22 protein-coding genes are annotated in these 23,451 nt (G+C 38.0%); 4 read left to right on the forward strand and 18 right to left on the reverse strand.

Annotated features, from left to right (window positions below; translation table 11 throughout):
* Positions 1 to 18 precede the first annotated feature (18 nt).
* From LG402_RS18605 to cbrC, 16 genes are all read right to left on the reverse strand, one after another.
* Positions 19 to 1,686 (reverse strand): acetaldehyde dehydrogenase (acetylating), encoded by a 1,668-nt coding sequence (locus tag LG402_RS18605; protein WP_109408428.1) that lies wholly within the window; start codon positions 1,684 to 1,686, stop codon positions 19 to 21.
* Between the two features lie 73 nt (positions 1,687 to 1,759).
* Positions 1,760 to 2,038, reverse strand: coding sequence for a BMC domain-containing protein (locus LG402_RS18610; RefSeq protein WP_006536328.1), 279 nt, complete (start codon positions 2,036 to 2,038; stop codon positions 1,760 to 1,762).
* Positions 2,039 to 2,052: 14 nt separating this feature from the next.
* Positions 2,053 to 2,337 (reverse strand): BMC domain-containing protein, encoded by a 285-nt coding sequence (locus tag LG402_RS18615; RefSeq protein WP_006536329.1) that lies wholly within the window; start codon positions 2,335 to 2,337, stop codon positions 2,053 to 2,055.
* A gap of 20 nt (positions 2,338 to 2,357) precedes the next feature.
* Positions 2,358 to 2,636: a BMC domain-containing protein gene (locus tag LG402_RS18620; RefSeq protein ID WP_004249182.1), complete on the reverse strand. Its 279-nt coding sequence runs from the start codon at positions 2,634 to 2,636 to the stop codon at positions 2,358 to 2,360.
* A 768-nt stretch (positions 2,637 to 3,404) separates the two neighbouring features.
* A complete protein-coding gene (locus tag LG402_RS18625; RefSeq protein ID WP_166539902.1) occupies positions 3,405 to 3,923 on the reverse strand; it encodes a FidL-like protein in 519 nt (172 codons plus the stop codon).
* Entirely contained in the window at positions 3,923 to 4,780 is an 858-nt protein-coding gene (locus LG402_RS18630) for a transcriptional regulator (RefSeq protein ID WP_166539901.1), read from the reverse strand. Before LG402_RS18630 ends, LG402_RS18625 begins: the two co-directional genes overlap by 1 nt.
* Before the next feature lie 26 nt (positions 4,781 to 4,806).
* Positions 4,807 to 5,394, reverse strand: a complete 588-nt coding sequence (locus LG402_RS18635; protein ID WP_088494441.1) for a TetR/AcrR family transcriptional regulator — start codon at positions 5,392 to 5,394, stop codon at positions 4,807 to 4,809.
* A 305-nt stretch (positions 5,395 to 5,699) separates the two neighbouring features.
* Positions 5,700 to 6,365, reverse strand: a complete 666-nt coding sequence (locus tag LG402_RS18640) for a hypothetical protein (RefSeq protein WP_227336114.1) — start codon at positions 6,363 to 6,365, stop codon at positions 5,700 to 5,702.
* 121 nt (positions 6,366 to 6,486) lie between these two features.
* Complete coding sequence (locus LG402_RS18645) at positions 6,487 to 7,761, reverse strand: bifunctional O-acetylhomoserine aminocarboxypropyltransferase/cysteine synthase (protein ID WP_109408466.1); 1,275 nt, start codon at positions 7,759 to 7,761, stop codon at positions 6,487 to 6,489.
* Between the two features lie 229 nt (positions 7,762 to 7,990).
* Positions 7,991 to 8,905, reverse strand: a complete 915-nt coding sequence (gene yddG, locus LG402_RS18650) for an aromatic amino acid DMT transporter YddG (RefSeq protein ID WP_166539899.1) — start codon at positions 8,903 to 8,905, stop codon at positions 7,991 to 7,993.
* A 160-nt stretch (positions 8,906 to 9,065) separates the two neighbouring features.
* On the reverse strand, positions 9,066 to 10,109 hold the full coding sequence (potD, locus tag LG402_RS18655) for a spermidine/putrescine ABC transporter substrate-binding protein PotD (RefSeq protein WP_227336115.1): 1,044 nt from the start codon (positions 10,107 to 10,109) through the stop codon (positions 9,066 to 9,068).
* A 114-nt stretch (positions 10,110 to 10,223) separates the two neighbouring features.
* On the reverse strand, positions 10,224 to 11,003 hold the full coding sequence (gene potC / locus LG402_RS18660; protein WP_036934543.1) for a spermidine/putrescine ABC transporter permease PotC: 780 nt from the start codon (positions 11,001 to 11,003) through the stop codon (positions 10,224 to 10,226).
* Positions 11,000 to 11,860 carry a spermidine/putrescine ABC transporter permease PotB gene (gene potB, locus LG402_RS18665; RefSeq protein ID WP_109408433.1) on the reverse strand — a complete coding sequence of 287 codons (861 nt, stop codon included), beginning with the start codon at positions 11,858 to 11,860 and terminating at the stop codon, positions 11,000 to 11,002. The genes potC and potB overlap by 4 nt, the downstream gene beginning before the upstream one ends.
* Complete coding sequence (potA, locus tag LG402_RS18670) at positions 11,844 to 12,959, reverse strand: spermidine/putrescine ABC transporter ATP-binding protein PotA (protein WP_109408434.1); 1,116 nt, start codon at positions 12,957 to 12,959, stop codon at positions 11,844 to 11,846. Before potA ends, potB begins: the two co-directional genes overlap by 17 nt.
* 520 nt (positions 12,960 to 13,479) lie before the next feature.
* Positions 13,480 to 14,766, reverse strand: a complete 1,287-nt coding sequence (locus tag LG402_RS18675) for a S8 family serine peptidase (protein WP_166539897.1) — start codon at positions 14,764 to 14,766, stop codon at positions 13,480 to 13,482.
* A gap of 169 nt (positions 14,767 to 14,935) precedes the next feature.
* Entirely contained in the window at positions 14,936 to 15,526 is a 591-nt protein-coding gene (gene cbrC / locus LG402_RS18680; RefSeq protein WP_227336116.1) for a PF03691 family colicin E2 tolerance protein CbrC, read from the reverse strand.
* Positions 15,527 to 15,889: 363 nt separating this feature from the next.
* Between cbrC and dusA the strand changes: the two genes are divergently transcribed.
* On the forward strand, positions 15,890 to 16,924 hold the full coding sequence (dusA, locus tag LG402_RS18685) for a tRNA dihydrouridine(20/20a) synthase DusA (RefSeq protein WP_227336117.1): 1,035 nt from the start codon (positions 15,890 to 15,892) through the stop codon (positions 16,922 to 16,924).
* A 67-nt stretch (positions 16,925 to 16,991) separates the two neighbouring features.
* On the opposite strand, the gene LG402_RS18690 is transcribed toward dusA, so the two are convergent.
* On the reverse strand, positions 16,992 to 17,975 hold the full coding sequence (locus LG402_RS18690; RefSeq protein WP_166539894.1) for a quinone oxidoreductase: 984 nt from the start codon (positions 17,973 to 17,975) through the stop codon (positions 16,992 to 16,994).
* Between the two features lie 210 nt (positions 17,976 to 18,185).
* On the opposite strand from LG402_RS18690, the gene dnaB reads away from it, so the two are divergent.
* The 3 genes from dnaB to LG402_RS18705 are packed head-to-tail and all read left to right on the forward strand — an operon-like array spanning position 18,186 to position 21,977.
* Entirely contained in the window at positions 18,186 to 19,595 is a 1,410-nt protein-coding gene (gene dnaB / locus LG402_RS18695; protein WP_166539893.1) for a replicative DNA helicase, read from the forward strand.
* Positions 19,596 to 19,635: 40 nt separating this feature from the next.
* On the forward strand, positions 19,636 to 20,727 hold the full coding sequence (alr, locus tag LG402_RS18700; protein ID WP_109408441.1) for an alanine racemase: 1,092 nt from the start codon (positions 19,636 to 19,638) through the stop codon (positions 20,725 to 20,727).
* A 53-nt stretch (positions 20,728 to 20,780) separates the two neighbouring features.
* A complete protein-coding gene (locus LG402_RS18705) occupies positions 20,781 to 21,977 on the forward strand; it encodes an aromatic amino acid transaminase (protein WP_166539892.1) in 1,197 nt (398 codons plus the stop codon).
* A gap of 104 nt (positions 21,978 to 22,081) precedes the next feature.
* On the opposite strand, the gene LG402_RS18710 is transcribed toward LG402_RS18705, so the two are convergent.
* Positions 22,082 to 23,431: a serine dehydratase subunit alpha family protein gene (locus tag LG402_RS18710; RefSeq protein WP_166539891.1), complete on the reverse strand. Its 1,350-nt coding sequence runs from the start codon at positions 23,429 to 23,431 to the stop codon at positions 22,082 to 22,084.
* Between the last annotated feature and the right edge of the window lie 20 nt (positions 23,432 to 23,451).

A 23,451-nucleotide genomic window follows, 5' to 3' on the forward strand; every position in this document is an offset into this window, starting at 1 on the left:
TCGCCTTATATCAATGAGTTACTTACTCAGACGTCCGAGAACTTCCTTGATAATGCGTTCCACGTTTTCTTCAGTAATATCACCTTGTTCAATCACTTGTTGCGCGCAAGCACTTACCGTTGTTGCATAAGGAGACGCACCAAAGCGATCATCACCTTCAGTTTGACGTTGTGCAGTTGCACACTCAGCATGAACAGGCGTTAAAGAAGGTGAACGAAAACGATCATCATCAAGAATGCTGGTCTGGTGATTTGCACTGGAAACAGAGCAAGCAGAAACAGCAGGTTGAGCAGCTTCTTGTGCTAAAGGACAAGGTTGTTTTAACTCTTCGACGGTACGCACGCCATAACCCACTTTACGAATATTCAGTAAATTCATTGGGCCGACATTGTCAGAGCTAGAACCGCCACCTACAGCCCCACAGCCTAAGGTTAACGCTGGAGTAATATTAGTGGTTGCACCGATGCCACCTAATGCCGCTGGGGTATTAATCAGAATACGGTTAACCGGTTTTTCTAGAGAAAACTGACGAATAACATCTTCATTTTTGGTATGAATAACTAAGGTATGACCTAAGCCTTCATTAGTCAGTAATTGCACCACACGATCGCACGCTGATTTCCAATCTTCTTCGATATACATCCCTAAGATTGGGCATAGTTTTTCGCGTGAATACGGATTTTTAGGTGAAACGGTATCTTGTAATGCGATTAATACACGCGTATTTGCTGGCACACTAAAACCTGCACGCTGACTTAAATAAATCGCATCTTTACCCACAACGGCTGGGTTAATTGTGCCGTTAGCACGCAGCAACATTGAAGCCACTTTGGTTGCTTCTTCGTCATTCATAAAGTAAGCACCTTGCGCTAATAGCTCACGGTGAACTTCGTTATAAATACAACGTTCAACGATAATGGATTGCTCTGATGCACAGATAACGCCATTGTCGAATGTTTTACTGGTGATGATATCGCTCACTGCTTTTTTGATATCTGCACTGCGTTCAATAAAGGCAGGGCCATTACCTGGGCCACCACTGATGGTTGGCGTACCTGATGCATAAGCAGCACGCACCATACCTTCGCCACCAGTAGCTAAAATTAATGACACATCTTTGCTGTGCATTAATTCTTTTGTCGCTTCCAGTGTCAGTAATGTCACACCATCAACAATACCTGCTGGTGCTCCAGCCTCTAAAGCGGCTTTTTTAACAATTTCTAACGCACGGAAACTGCACTGTTTTGCATTTGGATGCGGAGAGAAAATAATCGCATTACCCGCTTTCAGTGCAATTAGGGTTTTATAGATAATGGTTGATGTTGGGTTAGTTGAAGGCACTAACGCCGTGATAACACCTAAAGGCACGCCAACATCCATGACTTTTTTCACTTTATCGTCATTGATAATGCCAACGGTCTTCATGTCTTTCATATGTTCATACACACGCAATGACGCGAAGGTATTTTTCAGAACTTTGTCTTCCCACTTACCAAAGCCTGTCTCTTCGTTTGCCATTTTTGCCAGCTCTTCTGCGTGACGAGCTGCTTCAAACGCAATGTGTTTTACGATACTGTCGATTTTTTCCTGCGAAAATTTAGCATAAACAAGTTGTGCATTTTTCGCGTTACGAACTAGCTCACGAGCCAGTTGTCTGGATTGCAAATCTTTATCTAATGCAACCATGTCTTCCCCCATACAGGAGTTAAAAAATTTAGCTGAATAACTTATTTCTTTGCTTTACAGCACGCCTGAATAATTAGGCTTTATGCTGTTGTGCGATTTTCTCGATATCGTTATGCGGTCTTGCAATAACACGAGAAGTCACCACGGTGCCGATACGTTTTGCCGCTTCAACACCTGACTCAACCGCTGCATTTACTGCACCGACATCGCCTTTCACCATTGCTGTCACTAAACCTGAACCGACGTTTTCATAACCAATCAGTTCAACATTGGCTGCTTTGCACATTGCATCAGCAGCTTCAATGCAAGCGACAAGACCTTTGGTTTCAACTAGACCTAGTGCTTCTTTCATATTTATTTCCTTCGTTATTCAGTCACTTTGTACTGGGCAACGATTTTTTGAATATCGTTATGTGGACGAGCGATGACTAATGAAGTCACAACAGTACCAACACGTTGAGCAGCTTCTAAGCCAGATTCCACAGCGGCTTTAACGGCACCTACATCACCTTTCACCATTGCAGTCACTAAACCTGAACCCACATTTTCGTAGCCGATTAACTCAACATTTGCCGCTTTACACATCGCGTCTGCAGCTTCAATACAAGCCACCAGCCCTTGAGTTTCAATAAGTCCTAATGCATCACCCATACGTTCTCCTAAGGCAAAAACTATGCCTTGTGTTTGATAACAATCTTGTTGATGTCATTGTGAGGACGAGCAATCACGAGCGATGTAACAACTTCACCCACGCGTTGTGCTGACTCCACACCTGAATCCACAGCAGCTTTCACTGCGCCTACGTCGCCTTTCACCATCGCAGTCACGAGACCTGAACCCACATTTTCATAGCCAATAAGTTCAACGTTCGCGGCTTTACACATAGCGTCAGCGGCTTCAATACATGCCACCAGACCTTTGGTTTCAATCAGACCTAATGCATCACCCATTTTCATTTCCTCCGAGAAGCCGTTTAACGGTTTACGTTTTTACGTTTGCCCATTGTGTCTGCGTGGTGATTTTTTAAACGCAGACTTTGGTTTCAAAATCACTATAACGCGCAAAAAACAAAACAAAATATAAATCCACAATGGTGATATATATAGAATTTAACTCTGATATTTAGTGTTTTTTATCTCTCTATTTATTTAACCATGCTGTTTATTTACTTTTTTCATCGTTATAAATTTATTAGCCCCCACAAAAAACAGATTAAAAAACAGACAAATAAACTTTGTTAGGAGGATGTTTAAAAGGTGCAAAAAGCCAGTACATATCGATGGGAAAGATGTGCGGAATATCACTGATAATTCAACGTAAGATCAATAATTGAAAAAGGCTAAATCAAGTCTATATACAAATCGTGCTATTTTTTTATTGATAATGTATTTATTTAATCTAAACCCTTACAACAGGTATAAAAAAGTGGAAAGGGTCACGTTTTATCTAATACCTATACACGAGGCCGACACGAATAATAAAATGAGAAAAGTAGCGTTTACTGGAAAGGCACAAACCTACGACTAAGCATTTATGCTTGTTTAAGGAAAGTTTTCAGTCTGTACAACAAAGGAAGGTAAAAGAGGGAAAGTAATCACACAATAACAGTGAATATACGAAAAAGAATGGAGCGTAATAAATTAGCTCTTAGAATACAGAAAAGGTGGAAACAGATGTACCACCTTATAATAAAAACAAGATCAGATAATTAGGATCAGTTAATCAAATTTACTACCTGGTTTTAAGGTACAAATATAGAGAGGTGAATTAAGCGAACTTAATAGTAAGGTTTTCTCATTAAGCTTTTGTGCATTAATAAATAACCCATCATGACTATCTGACATTTCGCGCATAAAATAATCAAAAATAACATCTGGGGATTCATCAATTGATGATGCACTAGCATCCCATTGGCTAACAAAATAGTGACGTTCTGTCGGTGAAACACGCTTGGTCGTATAATCAAATTTCACATAACGTTGTAAATACAACCATCCTGGTTTTGAGGTGGTATAGCCTTCAACAACAATCGATCCTTTACCATTGGCACCAAATGAAAAATGAATATTACCATTTACATTTTCATCTTCCATATTTTCAAAACGCATAATGCCTTTGGTTGAGCAAACCATGACACCTTCATTTTTAATCGTTAATAATCTTGTTGCTGCATAAGTGGCGACCAAGATAAAAATCAGGGCCGATAAAAAACATAAAAGTTTCCCTGAGATTTTCATTAGTATTTCCAAGAATAGTAAAAGTAATTATCGCAATAACTAAATGGGTTATCTTCGTTCTTTGCACAATGTGCTAAAAATACCCGCCCTAATCCATTTGTTTGTAATTTATCACCATAAAAGAAAACAAATCGCTCACCTTTTACACACTGTAAATTAAGCTTCTTTCTTACCGCATCAAAATTGCGAACATAATTATCACTTACCGCAGTATTAATCATGGCTTCATTAGAAAGTAATTCACAATCATTGTGTGTTAATGGTGTTAGTGAAATTGGCTTTGATTGATGTTGGTTAAAAAAGATGATCACAGCAAGAAATACCGCACCGAATAAAAAACCAATGCTGGCTAAATACCAACAAATTTCTGTTTTTTGTTTTTTTTGTGTTACTTCTGTTTGTGTTATATTTAATGGAGTTTGATCGGCAACTGAAGATAAAGACGTTGTTTCCTCTGCTGTTTTATTTTCATCTTCAGCTAAAGAAAGCGCTTTTTCATTTATTTGAGTTAAAGGCAATAGCGTTGAGTCATCAATTAACTCAACAGAAATATCTGGATTAAACTCTAATCGTCCTTTCGCAATGGTAACAATGATATTTTCAATACCATAATGGCGAAATGTCTTTCGTAATAAACTCAAATATTGGTTTAAATTACTGTTTGATGAAACTAACCCATTATCATCCCAAACACGTTTTAATACTTCATCGCGATTAACTACTCCAGGGTGCTGAATAAAATAAAAAAGTAACGCATTTGCGGTAATAGAAAGATGTGTATCAACACTGTCTTTTTCTAATGATATCGCGCCATCCGTTGCGTCGTAATAAATTAAGGCATTTATTTTGTATTTCATTGTGCCCTCATTCATCCTGATTAAAATTACTGATTTGCTGTGTTTGCCATATAGTCAAATGTCATTTCAGATAATCTTTCGACTAATGCGCTACGCTCCTCTTGTGAGATAGTAGGGCCTTCTGTTAATTCAGATAACCAAAGACCATCTGCGGCATAACGAATTAAAGTACCTAAATAACTATTATCTAATTTATCGCCTTTGGCTAAATGGTCTAGCATCCAATCTCGCCAGCATTTACGCATAATAGGCTCGTTTGGCATAGCTAAAGACAGTATGGCTAATTGACGGCTTTCGTCTGACTGTTTTAAATCAGAAATATAAGTTAAATATGCGCGAGAAAAACGCCCTGCTTCAATAGGATCATTTTCCATAATAACTGCAATTCGGCTATCCATAATTCCTAATAACCGCTTAAACACTGCCTGCACTAATTCTAATTTCCCAGGGAAATGATGAAGTAACCCACCTTTACTTACACCCGCTTCTTTTGCTACGGCATTTAAAGAAAGAGAGGCTATTCCCTCATTAGCCACAATAACACTTGCCGCTTCCAATAATTGCTCTTGAACTCGGATAGGATCTTTTTTTCGGTGATGTGCAGTCGTATTCATGCATAGGATAATACCGACCAGTCGGTATGTTCCTTATTGATCAAAATCAATCTGATTTCGACTGATGCTTATTATATGTAAATAATGCAGTTGACTTCACATTCCTTTATTTTCAATTAAAATTGATTTAAAAAATTAAAATTATTTTATAAAATTGATCTAAGTAATAAACTAAAAAAAATAAAATAATATAAGTTTGATTTTTATCAAAAAAACAAATGTGGATCTAGTTTTTTATTAAAAATGATAGCTTAGGAAAAAATAAAGAAATCAATATTTATTAATTTCTTTATTTTAATAAGAAACTATTTTATCGAAGAAAAATTAGTTTTTATTTCGTCAATTGCCTGATTTATTATTTTATCCAAATAAGATCTTTTTCTTTTAAAATCTATTGTTGCATAAATATGTTCTTTATTTTTTTCACTCTGAGTAGTCGTATCACTTGTTTTTTTGTCTCTAACACCATTATCAATAAAAATATTATTAACCTCTTCATATATAGGTTCATCTTTGTTAAATTCATTATTTATTATTTTATCCAAATAAGATCTTTTTCTTTTAAAATCTATTGTTGCATAAATATGTTCTTTATTTTCTTCACTCTGAGTAGTCGTATCACTTGTTTTTTTGTCTCTAACACCATTATCAATAAAAATATTATTAACCTCTTCATATATAGGTTCATCTTTGTTAAATTCATTATTTATTGCTAATTTTTTTTCATTCTGAATATTAAGAGCACTTTCTCTTAGCATTTCATATGTTGAATGCTTTGGAGCATTAAAAGAATCATTACGAATATAGCGTGCTATAACAGGATGTCGGTATTCAACATTGTTATTAAATAATCCTGTTATACTCGAACCAATGTAATAAAAAAAATCCATAATTTTATTTTTTAAATCTAGATTATCTATTGTTGCTTTTATTTGTGAAAACGACGTTCTAACAGAATCGATAATACTCATTAAATACTCCCTATGAACTAATAAAGTTAATTTTTAGAATGAGTATTATTAATAAACATTATATTTTAAATATAAAAAAACCACCGTCATTTAACAGTGGTTTCTTATTAATAAAAATCAATTAAATGCTGGCTTTTAATGCCTGTTCTAAATCTGCAAGAATATCGTCTATATGTTCAATACCAATGGATAAACGAATCAAATCTCGTGAAACACCTGCTCGTTCTAATTCTTCATCGTTTAATTGGCGATGTGTGGTTGATGCTGGATGACATGCTAATGATTTTGCATCACCAATATTTACAAGGCGAACAATTAGTTGTAATGCATCAATAAATCTAGCGCCAGCTTCTGCACCACCTTTGATCCCAAAAGAGAGGATACCTGCTGGTTTACCCGTCATATAACGTACCGCTAAATCATGTTCAGGATGATTGCTTAAACCTGCGTATTTAACCCATACCACTTGAGGATGATTTTGCAGATATTCTGCCACTTTCTGCGCATTTTCAGTATGACGATCCATACGCAGTGCCAGTGTTTCTAAGCCTTGTAAGATCAAAAATGCATTAAAGGGGGATAGTGCTGCCCCCGTTCCACGCAAAGGAGCAACACGACAACGAGCAATATAGGCAGCCGCACCAAAATGCTCAACATAATTTACTCCGTGATAAGAAACATCTGGCGTATTTAATATTTCAAAACGTGTTTTGTGTTCTGCCCAAGGGAATTTACCAGAGTCAACAACAATACCACCAATTGAATTACCGTGACCGCCAATATATTTAGTTAACGAGTGAATAATAATATCTGCGCCATGTTCAAAAGGACGACACAAATAAGGTGTTGCAACCGTATTATCAACAATTAAAGGTACACCATGACGGTGAGCAACATCAGCCAATGCTTGAATATCTACAATATTTCCACTTGGATTTGTGATGGTTTCACAAAATACCGCTTTTGTTTTATCGTCAATTAATGCTTCTAATGCAGCAATATCATCATGGGGAGCAAAACGCGCTTCAATACCAATACGAGGGAAAGTGTGCGCCATTAAATTATAAGTACCACCATAAAGTTTAGCGACAGAAACAATATTGTCACCCACTTGGGCAATGGTTTGAATAGCGTAAGTAATAGCAGCCATACCCGATGCTACTGCAACTGCTGCGATCCCGCCTTCTAATGCTGCAACTCGTTTTTCTAATACGTCGTTGGTTGGATTCATTATGCGGGTATAAATATTACCAGGTACTTTTAAGTCGAAGAGATCCGCACCATGCTGTGTATCATCAAATGCGTAAGATGTGGTTTGGTAAATAGGTACAGCTACCGCTTTTGTAGTTGGATCAGGTGAATAACCGGCGTGAACAGAAAGTGTCTCAAGTTTCATAGCAATCCCTTTTTGTTGCATTTGTTCTTATCGTATTACTTATATTTTAAATAACTTAAATCAAAGTAAGCATTCTTAGTATATAAGTCATATAAATAAGCGCATATCGTCTCTGTCGTATAGTGAAAAAATTTCAACTTAGATTAATACGACCAAAGTACCATACCGCCAATAATGCAAAACGCCGCTTTTCACTGTGATATTTGAGTTAAGGATCTTGTTTTTCTCTCTATTTTATTGTTTTTATCACTTTTATCTTTTTTTGACGAGTCGCTAACCAGCAAATTAAAGAGCCACCAGTTACCATCATTACACCCTGCCAAAATGAGAAAGAAAGTGCGGTAGACAATAATATTGAGGAAAATGCAGTAGAAATAACAGGGGTAAAATAGGAAAGTGTGGCTAACAAAGTCACATTGCCTCTGATCATACCGATTGTCCATGCTGCATTAGCAAGCCCAATTGCTGCACCCGTGATTAACAAAAGCGTGATACTTTTTGTATTAATAATCCATTCAACTGGCGTTGAAAATAGGTATTGCCCCCATAACGCAAGTGACGTTAATAAGAAAAAAGGCACAATACCATTATTCCCACCAGAAATAAGACGAGTTAAATTGCTATAAAACGCCCATAAAATGGCACCTGAAAACGCCAATATATAGCTTAATGGATTGCTTTGGATATTTTTCCATAAGCCTTCGATGGTTAGAGGATTATCCCCACTAACAACCCAGACTAATCCACTAAATGAACATAATAATCCTACGATCAGTAAAATAGAGAATCGCTGTTTATTAACTATGACAGCAAGCGCTAAGGTAAAACTAGGCCATAAATAATTCACCATTCCTAGCTCTATGGCTTGTGTTCTATCTGTTGCAAATCCTAATGCCAAGGATAAACACACTTCATAAGTAACAAATAATAGCGCTCCCCAAAAAAGATAACGTTTAGGAAAAAGTGATAGTTTAGGTACACCTAAGATCAAAATAAGAAACACGGTTCCTGTGGTATAAATCAGTGCGGCACCTCCAACAGGGCCAAAATATTCACTGATATTACGAATTAAACCAACAATAGTGCTCCAAAGAAAAATAGCAACGATGCCATATAACGTCCCTTTTGATGCGCTAGATATCATTTTGTGCCTTCAATTAAGTTTATTCACTCACTAATAAAAAGTGTTAATTACCTTTACGCTTTCAACAAATAAATTCAACTTATATCCTTAAATAAAAATGCGTTTTTTTCACCATAAAAAAGCCACCTTAAAGGTGGCTCAGAACTATACTCAAACGCGATTAGCGTCCAGCTTTTAATTTTTGGTAATAGCTTTCGTATAATACGGTTGCATCACCCACATCATTTTGCCATTCACCTTTGTTAATAATCTCTTCTGTTGGATAAAGAGAATTATCTTTAGTGATCACATTTGGCAGTAATTTTTGTGCGGCTAGATTTGGTGTCGGATAACCAATATTTTCCGCCACTTTGGCTGCTATTTCTGGGCGTAATAAGAAATCGATAAGTTTATGAGCTCCTTCGACATTCTTAGCATTAGCAGGAATAGCTAAGCTATCCATCCAGAAAATACCGCCCTCTTTTGGCCACACCATTTCAATCGGCGCACCAGCATCACGAGCAATAAATGCAGAGCCATTCCAAATCATCCCTAAATTAACTTCCCCTTGCATATAAGGATTAGCTGGGTTATCTGAGTTGAAAGCCAACACATTTGGCATCAGCTTCTGTAGCTCTTTGTAGGCTTCTTCTATCTCTTTAGGATCGGTCGTGTTGCCTGAATAACCTAGTTTTAATAATGCTATTTGGAAAACTTCACGAGCATCATCCGTTAATAACAAACTATCTTTATATTCAGGTTTCCATAAATCAGCCCATGAAGTAATGCTACTCACATCAACTTCATCACTATTAATACCAATAGCGGTCGCACCCCAAATATAAGGGATGGAATAATCATTTTCTGGGTCGAATGACTTATGTAATAAGCTAGGATCGAGATTATCAAAATGCGTTAATTTTGATTTGTCGATTTTTTGCAGCATTCCTTCATGGCTCATTTTAGAAATAAAATAAGTGGAAGGAACCACCAAATCATAAGCACCTTCTTTATAGGTCTTTAACTTGGTATACATGCTCTCATTGGATTCATAGGTGGAATAAATCACCTTAATCCCAGTTTCTTTCGTAAACTGTTCAAGCAAACCAGGCGGCACATACTCCGTCCAGTTGTAGAAATATAATGTCTTACCATCATCAGCCGATGCTGTGCCGATACTTAATGCCATTACGCTGGCAGCAAGTACAGAGGACCACTTTTTCATTTATGTTTCCTTCAGTGGTTGATGCGTTAATATCAAATAGGCAGCTAGCCTACCTCCAACAGATTGGTCATCAAGACCCCAAAAAGTGCGAGAAACTCGCACTAATACATGTCATTATGCTTTGCCAGTTCGGTCTCTTAAGATTAACTGACTAATTAACACTAATACTAAGGATAGACCTAAAAGGATGGTTGCAAGCGCATTCACCTCAGGTGAAACCCCAACTTTCACCATTGAGTATATTTTCAATGGTAAAATCTCATAGCTTGGTCCCGTCACAAAAGAAGAAACCACCACGTCATCCATGGATAACGTAAAGCTTAATAACCAACCTGAAGCCACTGCTGGCATGGCTAATGGCATAATGATTTTACGTAAAATAGTAAATTCACCCGCGCCTAAATCTTTGGCAGCCTCCAACATTTTCACATCAAATCCACTTAATCGTGAGTACACCGTTACTACAACAAAAGGTAAGCAAAATGTAATATGTGAAAATAAAAGCGACCAAAATCCCAATGAAACACCAAGGATCATAAACAGCACAAGTAATGAAATTGCCATTACAATATCAGGTGACATCATGACAACAAACAACATACCACCGACAAATTTTTTGCCACGAAAACGGTAGCGATAGAGTGCAACCGCCGCTAATGAGCCAATCAATGTCGCAAATGTTGCAGAAGTGACCGCCATCGTTAATGAATGTCCAGCCGCTTGAAGCAGGCTGTCATTATTAAATAAAATGGCGTACCAATCTGTGGTAAATCCTTTCCAATTAATCCCGAAACGCGATGAGTTAAAAGAGTTAACTATCAGAATGATAATCGGGATATAAAGATACGCGTAAATAATGGACATAAATCCACCACGCAATAACCGTCCTATCATTCTATTTCTACCTTCTTATGCAGTAGCTTCACGGCTCGGTAATACACAAACAGCATTAATCCCATCACCAATGTTAAGCAAATACTAGTTGCCGCACCGAAAGGCCAATCACGAATATTTAAGAATTGGCTTTTTATTACGTTACCAATTAATAAATTCTTCGCCCCACCCATTAAATCAGCAACAAAGAATAAGCCCATGGCAGGTAACATTACGAGCAAACAACCCGCAATAATGCCCGGCATCGTTAATGGAATAATAATACGGATAAAGGTCTGAAATTTATTAGCACCCAAATCGCGCGCTGCTTCTAAGCAAGGTTTATCTAACTTTTCAATGCTGGAATATAACGGTAGTACCATAAAAGGTAATAAAATATAAACCAGTCCCAGTACAACGGCCTCTGGGGTATAAATAATCCTGAGTGGTTTATCAATAATCCCAATCCACAACAGAAACTCGTTAAAATAACCTTTAGTACTTAGGAATATCTTTAATCCATAAATACGAATAAGCGAGTTTGTCCAAAAAGGCACAATCAATAAAAACAACATTAATGGCTGTATTTTCTTAGGCATTTTTGCAAGGAAATAAGCAAAAGGATAACCTAATAATAAACAAGCTAATGTTGCTACCACCGCCATATTGATTGAATGCAATAATACTTCTGCATACATAGGATCAAATAAGCGATAGTAGTTATCGAGTGTAAAGACCATCTCGACAAGGTTAGCATCATCACGCGTTAAAAAACTGGTCGCAATGATCATGATATTCGGCAAGAAGACGAACACCATCAACCAACCCACAACACCGGTAATTACGATGTTTTGAAATAGTTTACGTGTTTTCTTCATCTGCCAGCACGACCTCCCAGCTTTCAACCCAAGTCACTGCAATTTTTTGGTCTAACGAGTGATCAACATCTGGATCATCTTCATTAAAGAACTCACTGACCATCACCACCTTGCCATTTTCCATTTCAACAACAGAATCTAGCGTCATGCCTTTATAGTTACGTTCACGAACATAACCAATCAGACCAGGAAGGTTTTCAAGATCATGAATTTCTTCAACACGAAGATCTTCAGGTCGAAGCAATACTTTGAGTTGCTGATTTTGAGTTACAGGCAATGAGGTATAAATATCACATTCATGACCTTCAACATCGGCACGAATACGCGCCTCATCAATACGATGAAGAACACGCGCATCAAAGATATTAATTTCACCTATAAATTGCGCAACAAACAGGTTTGTTGGCTCTTCATAAATTTCACGTGGTGTCCCATCTTGCTCAATACGCCCTTCACGCATCACCACGATCCGGTCTGACATAGTCAGCGCCTCTTCTTGGTCATGAGTCACGAAAATAAAGGTTATTCCTAATTTACGTTGTAAGGCTTTTAATTCATTTTGCATCTGTTTACGTAATTTGTAATCCAGTGCAGATAATGATTCATCAAGCAATAAGACCTTTGGTTTATTCACAACAGCACGCGCAATCGCAACACGTTGTTGTTGTCCACCAGAAAGGTGTGCAGGACGACGTTGGGCGAAATCTTCAAGTTGCACCATACGCAAGGCTTCTTCAACGCGAACATTAATCTCTTCAGCAGGCGTTTTTTGCATGCGTAGACCAAATGCGACGTTTTCAAAAACAGTCATATGAGGGAAAAGTGCGTAACTTTGGAAAACCGTATTTACAAAACGTTGTTCTGCTGGGATATCCGTAATATCTTGCCCATCAAGAATTATTTGCCCATCGTCAACGTCTTCTAAACCCGCAATTAAACGCAAAACCGTCGTCTTACCACAGCCCGAAGGACCAAGGATGGTTAAAAACTCGCCATGGTTGATAGTGAGATCGAGGCGGGAAATAATTTGTTTTCCGTCGAAACCTTTACTTAAGGATTTTAATTCGACAACTGGTGTCAGAGATGTTTTCTCAGTCATTTAAGGTAATACTCTATCCCGAAGAATAATGCAGATAGAACCGCCACTGGAAAAGACTGTGTGAGCTGCCGGAGCATTATGCTCCACAGAAGCCCAAAACCAGCAACGCCGTATGTATAGTACAAGCGGAAAATGATAAACGCAGTGGCGCGAAATTGAAAGCAAAAAGGCGCATAAACAGTGAAAAACTATTCATATTTAAGTTTTTCCTCATAAATCAGGCTTTTTTGTTTTCTAGTAAAAAATTAATAAAATCAGAATGCTACTTATCTATATAAATATTATAAATCGACTAAATTTATGATTAAATAATTTTTCTATTATAAGTCAGCTAATTGGCCTATTTTTCTATAAAAACAGAAAAGGATATTGACTGGTTCAATGCTTTTTTTCGACAACTAAAGCATGATAACGGCTCTAAAACCCACGTAGTTCTAATAAAAGTTTTTATTAATCATTATGATATTTATTAGAAAACACCTCCCAAACAGTAGAAGGTGTTTTGTCGATAACTGTTTTTTCAATGATATTTTATTAATTTTTTTAAGTATAAAATTGCATTATTTACATTGGGTAATGGACCAATCTTGTCCTTTAATAATGGGAAAGTACCTGTTCTAATTAATAAATCACGCATTTGTACTGGTGTTAACACTCTATTTGTATTGCCTTTATACCAGGATTGGATCATGGCAGCAGCCCCCGCCACCAATGCACTGGCAGACGAAGTTCCACTAAAACTGGCGGTATAAGTATGATTATCATCACTTCGAAAGAGATCACCATAACCTGCTGTTGCAACATCTTCACCCCATGCTTGTACATGAATGGGTGAACCATGCGTTGAAAAAGGTAAGCGATTTAATGTATAAGGTGAACCAGCGCCAACACGTATGGAATTGTTGTCATGACGTTGGCGGTAACTTTCATAAGCAGGTAAATCAAGATCAACACCACCATTACCAGCAGCCATAATCACAATAATACCGGCATCTGTTAGTGCGCGTGTCGCTTCCCAAATATGCATTTCATAATCAGCGGGGACATAAGCTTGATGCTCGCAGATTGTCTGCATTTCATATAAAACAATATCACCAGCATGTAGTATGCGTTTACTCGCGATGATCGCATCAATACGTCCACAAGTTAATTCAGAGATGGCATAAAACATATCGAGTTTATACGCTAGCCCAGTGATCCCTTTACCATCTTTTTTTCCCATTATTAATCCTGCAACCGCAGTACCGTGATCTGCCTGACTCGTTTTTTCATTAAAAGGGAGTAATGGTGTAATATTATCAGTTGATAAATCATGATGAGATAGATTGAAATCCCATTCAATATCGGCAACTTGTATACCTTGGCCATATGCTTCTTGTTTCCATGCACCTAAAATCCCCAATCCTATAATCTTATTAATATTGGCTGTTCTTTCTGGATCATCTAAATATTGCTGATACTGAGTAAAATCAGGTGTAATATTAGGAGGTTCAATGGGTTGTATCGGTACAGATTGCACATATTCAATATCAGGATGCTGTTTTAATATTTTGATGACATTCTCTAATGAATATTGATTATTATCCGGTAATTTAATGTAATAGTATTTGTTTAAGTCATTAAAGCTTATTGAAATAGAATTAATATTATTTTTAGGAGGTAATTGATGGATAGAAGAAATAACAGGAACCAAGGATATATCAGATAATAAAGAACGATGCTTTTCATGGAAAGTAGGACATGACAGATTTTTATTATCATAATCAGGATTTTTAAATTTTATAAGGATTTTTCTTTTAATGTTCATATTCAATGCTCCTCTTTTTATTTTTGCTTTATAGCGTAAAATATTGAGCAGTGACTATTTCCATTTTTAATAGAGATAATATAAATAGAGTGTTTTATAAAAAAATATCAAGCCTATCCTCTAATAAAAATAGACTTAAATAGACTTAATATTATTTGAATGATGTTTATTAACTAAAATCAATATGTAGACGTAACTTTTCACAACAACAACATTTAAATAAATAACCTTGGCATCCACCATCATCCCATAAACGCTCTGATAAATCAGAAAGTTCAAAACCAATGTCTTGAATATCTTGTTCTAAAGAAGCAAATTGTTCTAATTTATCTTTGATATCGTCCCATTCTACATAATCAATAAAGGCACAAGGTTCATCGCAATGTACTAACCAATATTCTTGTTGCCAGCCATGATAACCAGGCGTTCGTTTTGTTAATTCATCGAGTTTGTTTTTATCTATAGGAGGTAAAGTAGAACCACAATACTCCCCTTCTTCGTCATAGAGAACTTCTCCGCCTTCAATGCTTGCAATATCTTGAAATTCACCATCAAACTTTTCACTTGCAGAACCATCAGCAATACACCACGGGCATAGTGCATCAATATCTCCTTCTGAGTAGAAAGGGCTACCATAATAGATATCCGTTTCCTTTCCACAACAATCACATATAACGGTATCATCTGTAATAAAAGCACCTGTTTTTATCGGTTCAGGATGATATTTGAAATAAGGTAATGCTTTTTTTTCTGTTGGCATTATATTTTCCTATTTTATTTTTTTGCTATTCATTTTCGAAATCATAAAAATAAAGAAATTTATCGCATTGCTTCTCTACGATCCATGCTTGATCATGATGATATTTTGGGTTCTCACGAGTCTGGTGAAAAATATAACTCTCACTAAATGAAAGCGTTACCTAAAAGGGTTGATGATTTTATTCAGTAAGGCAACCAACAACAGTTAAATAAGATAGAGACAATTATTTCTTTCTTTATATAATTAAGCTAACTCAAAGAAGATTAACTAAATAGAAATCCTCTCTCACTCTCAGCAAGACACCAAAATTTGGTGTTCTCACTGGTGTCCTGATAACAAGAAATTACACTAAAATGGGTTATAATGCACGAAAACACACCAACTGATAAAACACTAGAAAACAAGCAAACACAGGGAATTCAAGGCAATTACCCACTAAACCGCTTCTCTGTTGCGCCAATGCTCGACTGGACTGATCGTCATTGTCGTTATTTCTTTCGTCAATTAAGTAAAAATACGTTACTTTATACTGAAATGGTCACAACAGGTGCCATTATTCATGGTAAAGGCGACTATCTAAAATACAGTGAAGAAGAACATCCCGTTTCATTACAATTGGGCGGAAGCGATCCTCAAGCTTTAGCGCAATGTGCAAAATTGGCACAAGAGCGTGGCTATGATGAAATTAATTTAAATGTAGGTTGTCCTTCAGATCGCGTACAAAATGGGCGATTCGGTGCTTGTTTAATGGGAGATGCACAACTCGTCGCAGATTGTGTGAAAGCGATGCGTGATGTGGTTGATATCCCTGTCACAGTAAAAACGCGCATTGGGATCGATGACCAAGATAGCTACGAATTTTTATGTGACTTTATTGATACTGTTAGTCGCGATAATAATTGCGATACTTTTATAATTCATGCTCGTAAAGCATGGCTATCAGGTTTAAGTCCAAAGGAAAACCGTGAAGTTCCTCCTTTAGATTATCCCCGTGTTTATCAATTAAAACGTGATTTCTCGCATCTCACCATGGCGATTAATGGCGGAATTAAATCGTTAGAAGAAGCTAAGGAACACTTAAAATATATGGATGGTGTTATGGTTGGCCGTGAGGCTTATCAAAACCCGTCAATCTTAGCGCATGTTGATCATGAACTTTTTGATAATCAATTGCCTATTGCTGATGCAGTTGCTGCCGTAAAAGCAATGTATCCTTATATTGAAAAAGAACTCTCACAAGGTACTTATTTAGGACATGTGACTCGTCATATGTTGGGGATTTTTCAAGGAATTCCAGGCGCTAGACAATGGCGTCGTCATTTAAGTGAAAATGCTCATAAGCAAGGTGCTGATTTATCTGTATTAGATAATGCCCTTAAATTTGTGACTGAAAAATAATTAAAAAATAAATATTTAAAACCTGTCTAAATTATTTTAAACAGGTTTTAAATCTTACAAACAATAATTAAGGAATAAGTAGGCTTGAACCTTGAGATTGTCGGCTTTCAAGATAACAATGTGCTTCTTTTGCATCCGCTAATGCAAATTTCTGATTATCTGGCACGCTGACATCAATTTTACCGCTACCAATTAATGCAAATAGCGCGTCACTTGCAGCATCTAGCTCTTCGCGTGTTGTGATATAACCCGAAATGGATGGGCGCGTCACATATAAAGAACCTTTTTTATTCAGAATACCTAAATCAACACCCGTTACTGCACCTGATGCGTTACCAAAACTCACCATTAAACCTCGATGTTGCAAACAGTCTAACGAGTCTAACCAAGTCGCTTTACCAACAGAATCATAAACAACTGGCACTTTTCGATTATTAGTCAACGCTAATACACGTTCAACTATTGATTCTGTTTGGTAGTTAATCACTTCCCATGCACCAGCGGCTTTTGCTCTAGCAACCTTTGCATCACTGCCTGCTGTACCTATCATTTTTGCACCAATGGCTTTAGCCCATTGACTTGCAATTAAACCAACGCCACCAGCTGCTGCGTGGAATAAAAAGGTTTCACCCGCTTGTAATTTATAGGTCTCATTGAAAAGATAATAAACCGTTAATCCTTTTAGAAAAGAAGCTGCGGCTTGTTCAAATGAGATATTATCAGGCAGACGCGCCACTTTATTTTCTGGTACATTATGCGTATCGCTATAAGCCCCTAGCGGAGATTGAGCGTACACAACTCGGTCCCCTTCTTTTAGTGAAGTCACTTTAGCGCCTGTTTTGATAATAATGCCCGCAGCTTCAGTGCCTAATCCGCTTGGAAATTGGCTTACAGGATATAACCCACTACGCACATAAGTATCAATATAGTTAATACCAATTGCCTTATTGGCAACCTGAACTTCGTGATCACCAAGAGGAGCAGGTGTAAATGTTGCTAACTCAAGAACATCTGCATCGCCATGAGTTGCAAATTGAATACGTTTAGCCATTACTATCTCCTTTGTAGGATGAGAGGTTAAATAAACGAGCGCAAAAGACCTTTAGAGATAATGACAAAGGATAGCTATTTCTACAAGGCACAGATAATTGGGTTAGCGTATACTAGAACGAATTGATCTTTTTTTGCTGTAAAAATAAACAGGGAAGATCAACTCGCTCTCATACACTGACTGACACTTTTTCGATTTTATGCAGGATTTATGGCCAGAAATAAGACCACTGACAAACTGATGTCTGATATCAAAGACCGACAAATGGAGGGATTAAAGCTACCTCCCCATTCGCTGGAAGCAGAACAGTCCGTGTTAGGCGGTCTGATGATAGATAATGAACGTTGGGATAATGTTTCTGAGCGTGTTACCTCAGAAGATTTTTATAGCCGACCTCATCGTACTATTTTCTCGCAAATGCAACGCTTGCTGGAATTAGGTAAACCTATTGACCTAATTACACTATCAGAAGCATTAGAGCAAAATGCCGAGTTAGACAGTGTTGGCGGTTTTGCTTATTTAGCAGAACTTTCTAAAAATACGCCAAGTGCGGCGAACATCAACGCTTATGCCGATATTGTCCGAGAACGTGCGGTTGTTCGCGATATGATAAAAGTTGCCAACGAGATCGCGGATGCCGGTTTTGATCCTCAAGGACGCACCAGTGAAGATCTTCTCGATTTTGCTGAATCAAGAGTGTTCCAAATTGCTGAAACTCGTGCCAACAAAGATGAAGGCCCGAAAGCAATAGAGGCAATTTTAGAAGAAACTGTTGAAAAAATAGAACAGCTCTATCAGAAACCTCACGATGGTGTCACCGGGGTTTCAAGTGGTTATCAAGATCTTGATAAAAAAACCGCAGGATTACAAAAATCAGATTTAATTATTGTCGCGGCACGTCCTTCGATGGGTAAAACCACATTTGCCATGAACTTATGTGAAAATGCGGCAATGACAGAAGAAAAACCCGTACTTATCTTTAGTTTAGAGATGCCTGGTAACCAAATTATGATGCGTATGTTGGCATCATTATCTCGTGTCGATCAGACAAAAATTCGTACAGGCCAGCTTGATGATGAGGATTGGGCGCGTATTTCAAGCACCATGGGTATCTTGCTTGAAAAACGTAATATGTATATTGATGACTCATCGGGTTTAACACCAACGGAAGTGCGCTCTCGCGCTCGTCGAATTTATCGTGAACATGGCGGTTTAAGCCTTATCATGATTGACTACCTACAGCTAATGAGAGTACCTTCATTATCTGAAAACAGAACATTAGAAATTGCTGAAATTTCGCGTTCATTAAAAGCATTAGCTAAAGAACTGCAAGTTCCCGTGGTTGCACTATCACAGTTAAACCGTAGTTTGGAACAACGTGCTGATAAGCGCCCTGTTAACTCCGACTTACGTGAATCGGGCTCTATCGAGCAGGATGCTGACCTTATCATGTTTATTTATCGTGACGAGGTTTATCACGAAAGTAGTGATTTAAAAGGTGTTGCAGAAATTATCATCGGTAAACAACGTAATGGTCCAATTGGTACAGTCAGACTTACCTTTAACGGTCAATGGTCGCGCTTTGATAGCTATGCTGGCCCTGCTTACGACGATGAATAATCACTAACCTTGATTTAATTAGAGGAAGTATTGAAATAATATGAAAGCGGCAACCGCAGTGATAGATCGCCGCGCTCTGCGTCACAATTTTCAGCATGTGAGAGACTATGCCCCACATAGCCACCTGATAGCTGTCGTGAAAGCAAACGCTTATGGTCATGGGTTATTAGAAACAGCGTATACCTTAATGGATAATGCTGATTGTTTTGGTGTTGCACGTATTGGTGAGGCATTAACCTTACGAAGTGGGGGAGTTGTAAAACCCATCCTCTTATTAGAAGGTTTTTTTGATATTGCTGATTTACCTATTTTGGTCGTCAACCATATTGAAACCGTTGTTCACAGCCAAGAGCAATTGGAAGCTTTAGAACAAGCCAATTTAGATGAACCCGTAAAAGTATGGATGAAAATCGATACTGGTATGCACCGTTTAGGTATACGCCCTGAAGATGCACAAGCTTTTTATTTACGACTTTCTGCCTGCAAGAATGTACAACAACCTGTCAATATTGTGAGCCATTTTAGTCGCGCTGATGAACCTGATGTTCCTGAAGCAACACAAAAACAAATCTCACTATTTCAAGATTTCATTCAAGATAAAGCCGGTGATAAGTCTATCGCAGCTTCTGCTGGTATTTTATTTTGGCCTCAAGTTCATTATCAATGGGTTCGCCCTGGCATTATCACTTATGGCATCTCTCCGACTGGTGATGAAAGAACGGGCAAAGACTTTGGTTTAACCCCGGCAATGACACTGAAAACAAGTCTGATCGCCGTTCGTAAACATAAAGCGGGTGAACCAGTTGGTTATGGTGGCACATGGGTAAGTGAAAAAGACACTTATCTTGGCGTTATCGCCATTGGTTATGGTGATGGCTATCCTCGCAGTGCGCCGTCAGGTACTCCTGTGTGGATTAATGGTCGAAAAGTGCCTATTGTGGGTCGTGTTTCGATGGATATGATCAGCGTCGATTTGGGGACTGAATTGATTGATAGTGTTGGTGATGAAGCTATTTTATGGGGAGATGTGCTGCCCGTAGAAGAAATTGCCAAATATAGTGGTATTAGCGCCTATGAGTTGATTACAAAATTAACCTCGCGCGTCATCATGGAATACCTAGACGAACAATAATACACACGATATTGTATCCCTATGACACACTAAAAGTGATTGGAGAAGAAGCCGTGTTTCAACAGGTTGAAGCGTTTCCGGGAGATCCCATTCTCTCATTGATGGATGTTTATAACAAAGACCCGCGTCAGGATAAAATTAATTTAAGCATCGGTCTTTATTATGATGAAGAAGGCAAAACCCCTATTTTAGGAACAGTGTCAGTTGCACGCCAGCAACTCAATGCCATGACACCCACAGCAACACTTTATTTACCAATGGAAGGGCTAGCGCCTTATCGTAGCGAAATTCAAGATCTCCTTTTCGGTGCAGATAATCCTCTAATTGCAGAAAAAAAAATTGCCACAATCCAAACATTAGGTGGATCAGGTGCATTAAAAGTGGGTGCTGATTTTCTGCATCGCTATTTCCCAGGATCAGAAGTGTGGATAAGTGATCCAACTTGGGATAATCATCGTTCTATTTTTGCTGGTTCAGGTTTCAAAGTGAATGACTACCCTTACTTTGATCCTGAAACCAAAGGCGTAAAATTTGAAGCACTATTAGATTGCTTTAAAAAACTGCCTGAAAAAAGCATTGTATTGATGCATCCTTGTTGCCATAACCCAACAGGCTCCGATCTGACTAAAGATCAATGGGATCAAGTTACCGAAGTATTAAAATCTCGCCAAGCAATTCCATTTTTAGATATTGCTTATCAAGGATTTGCTGAAAACTTAGATGATGATGCTTATGCTATTCGTACTATGGCGAAAGCAGGATTACCGATACTTATCAGTAATTCGTTTTCAAAAATCTTTGGGATCTACGGTGAACGTGCGGGCGGTTTATCCATTGTTTGTAATAATGCCACTGAATGCGAACATGTGTTAGGTCAACTAAAAGCAGGTGTACGTCGCATCTATTCAAGCCCAGCAAATTACGGCGCACAAATTGTTAATAAAGTGCTCTCAGACCAAGTGCTAACAGCACAATGGCAAAAAGAAGTGGCACATATGCGTGATCGTATTAAAGAGATGAGAGTCACTTTAGTTAATGCCTTGAGAGTAGCATTACCCGAAAAGAACTTTGATCACTTATTAACACAACGTGGCATGTTTAGTTATACCGGTTTTACACAAGCACAAGTTGATAGATTAAGAGAAGAGTTTGGTATTTATCTTGTTGGTACAGGTCGTGTTTGTATGGCTGGTGTCAATACAGGTAATGTTCAGCGCATCGCCCAAGCTTTTGCAGCTGTAAGTATTTAAATTACTCACACTCTTTTGTGATAAAAAATACCTGCCTATTCTCATAAGCAGGTATTTCTTTTTACTACATCATAACTTTCACTGTCATTTTAGGTTTTGACCTTTTATATATTGACAGCCTGTTTCTTTTCCCCAGCATTACGGCGTGCTTTTTCTTCCATAATCTCAATAATTTGAATATCCGTATATTGCATTGCGCGACTGGCTAATGCACAAAGGTTTGCAATTGAGCTATCAACATCATCGCTGACAATACCATCAGTACCCGCAACACTTTGATTTTGCATCGCCATTAATACGGCTTTATAAGCACTCGCTGCACTACTCGATACTTTCATTGCACAGCTATTTGATGCGCCATCACAGATAATGCCACTGATATCACCAATCATACTGTTGATAGACATACTCACTGTGGTGAAATCTTTAGTCAGTAACCATGCCATTCCTGCCGCTGCCCCCATTGAAGCTGTGGTTGCAGCACAAAGAGCAGAAAGCGGTGGAAAATGGCTATGGACATAAATCGCCATTAAGTGTGATAAAACTAACGCACGCAATAAAGTTTCATCATCAGCATGGATAAATTCAGCAACAACCATAACTGGTAATGTTGCCGCGATCCCTTGATTACCTGAGCCTGAGTTACTCATTGCAGGTAATACCGCCCCCCCCATGCGAGCATCAGAAGCAGCTGATGCTCTGATCATGATTTCATTAAGTAAATCTTTACCTAACAAACCTTTTTCTTGTTGCAGAATTAATGTACGGCCAATTGCTAATCCATAGGTGTTTTTTAGCCCTTCTTCTGATAATGCACCGTTTAAATGGGCAGCATTGAGCATAAACTCAATTTCATTCACAGGCACATTAAGTGCGAAGTTATAGATATCTTCGGCACAAACATCAGTAAAAGGTTTTTCATCAGTACATTCACAATTATTGGCAAACGCTGTTTTATCTTCCTCAAAAACAACGTCACCATTACATTCACAACGAACAACATGTGTATGCTCTCTTGCAATACTGACAATGGCATAACCAGATTGACCATACACTTTTGCTTCAGAATAAAGAACATCTTCACATGGTGCTTTCACACCAACTGTGACTTTACCTTCAGCAACCAGTGTTTTAGCTTGAGCAACTGCTTCCGTGGAAGCCTTTAGCAAGACTTCCAGTCCTGCATCAGGATCGCCACCCGTAGCACCCAGTGCGGCTGCAATAGGAAGCCCAGCCATTCCCGTTCCAGGTACGGTTACGCCCATTCCATTTTTCATTAAGTTTGGTGAAACCCAAGCCTCAACACGAACAGCTGGCTCGCCTAAAAGTGCGGTTGCTTTTGCCGCTGCCAGTGCTAATGAAATTGGCTCTGTACAACCCACTGCAGGTTTAACACCTTCACGTAACTGGCGAACGAACTGTGACCATAAATGAGAATTCTTGTTCTTGCTCATAATCTAACACCTTGGATTAA

Source organism: Proteus sp. NMG38-2 (assembly GCF_020640995.1).
Taxonomy (GTDB): Bacteria; Pseudomonadota; Gammaproteobacteria; order Enterobacterales; family Enterobacteriaceae; genus Proteus.

What these genes read in the sequence shown, in the direction of transcription:
- LG402_RS18605 (WP_109408428.1), bottom strand. Translation starts at nt 1,686, where the DNA reads ATGGTTGCATTAGATAAAGATTTGCAATCCAGACAACTGGCTCGTGAG.
- LG402_RS18610 (WP_006536328.1), bottom strand. Translation starts at nt 2,038, where the DNA reads ATGAAAGAAGCACTAGGTCTAGTTGAAACCAAAGGTCTTGTCGCTTGC.
- LG402_RS18615 (WP_006536329.1), bottom strand. Translation starts at nt 2,337, where the DNA reads ATGGGTGATGCATTAGGACTTATTGAAACTCAAGGGCTGGTGGCTTGT.
- LG402_RS18620 (WP_004249182.1), bottom strand. Translation starts at nt 2,636, where the DNA reads ATGGGTGATGCATTAGGTCTGATTGAAACCAAAGGTCTGGTGGCATGT.
- LG402_RS18625 (WP_166539902.1), bottom strand. Translation starts at nt 3,923, where the DNA reads ATGAAAATCTCAGGGAAACTTTTATGTTTTTTATCGGCCCTGATTTTT.
- LG402_RS18630 (WP_166539901.1), bottom strand. Translation starts at nt 4,780, where the DNA reads ATGAAATACAAAATAAATGCCTTAATTTATTACGACGCAACGGATGGC.
- LG402_RS18635 (WP_088494441.1), bottom strand. Translation starts at nt 5,394, where the DNA reads ATGAATACGACTGCACATCACCGAAAAAAAGATCCTATCCGAGTTCAA.
- LG402_RS18640 (WP_227336114.1), bottom strand. Translation starts at nt 6,365, where the DNA reads ATGAGTATTATCGATTCTGTTAGAACGTCGTTTTCACAAATAAAAGCA.
- LG402_RS18645 (WP_109408466.1), bottom strand. Translation starts at nt 7,761, where the DNA reads ATGAAACTTGAGACACTTTCTGTTCACGCCGGTTATTCACCTGATCCA.
- yddG (WP_166539899.1), bottom strand. Translation starts at nt 8,905, where the DNA reads ATGATATCTAGCGCATCAAAAGGGACGTTATATGGCATCGTTGCTATT.
- potD (WP_227336115.1), bottom strand. Translation starts at nt 10,109, where the DNA reads ATGAAAAAGTGGTCCTCTGTACTTGCTGCCAGCGTAATGGCATTAAGT.
- potC (WP_036934543.1), bottom strand. Translation starts at nt 11,003, where the DNA reads ATGATAGGACGGTTATTGCGTGGTGGATTTATGTCCATTATTTACGCG.
- potB (WP_109408433.1), bottom strand. Translation starts at nt 11,860, where the DNA reads ATGAAGAAAACACGTAAACTATTTCAAAACATCGTAATTACCGGTGTT.
- potA (WP_109408434.1), bottom strand. Translation starts at nt 12,959, where the DNA reads ATGACTGAGAAAACATCTCTGACACCAGTTGTCGAATTAAAATCCTTA.
- LG402_RS18675 (WP_166539897.1), bottom strand. Translation starts at nt 14,766, where the DNA reads ATGAACATTAAAAGAAAAATCCTTATAAAATTTAAAAATCCTGATTAT.
- cbrC (WP_227336116.1), bottom strand. Translation starts at nt 15,526, where the DNA reads ATGCCAACAGAAAAAAAAGCATTACCTTATTTCAAATATCATCCTGAA.
- dusA (WP_227336117.1), top strand. Translation starts at nt 15,890, where the DNA reads ATGCACGAAAACACACCAACTGATAAAACACTAGAAAACAAGCAAACA.
- LG402_RS18690 (WP_166539894.1), bottom strand. Translation starts at nt 17,975, where the DNA reads ATGGCTAAACGTATTCAATTTGCAACTCATGGCGATGCAGATGTTCTT.
- dnaB (WP_166539893.1), top strand. Translation starts at nt 18,186, where the DNA reads ATGGCCAGAAATAAGACCACTGACAAACTGATGTCTGATATCAAAGAC.
- alr (WP_109408441.1), top strand. Translation starts at nt 19,636, where the DNA reads ATGAAAGCGGCAACCGCAGTGATAGATCGCCGCGCTCTGCGTCACAAT.
- LG402_RS18710 (WP_166539891.1), bottom strand. Translation starts at nt 23,431, where the DNA reads ATGAGCAAGAACAAGAATTCTCATTTATGGTCACAGTTCGTTCGCCAG.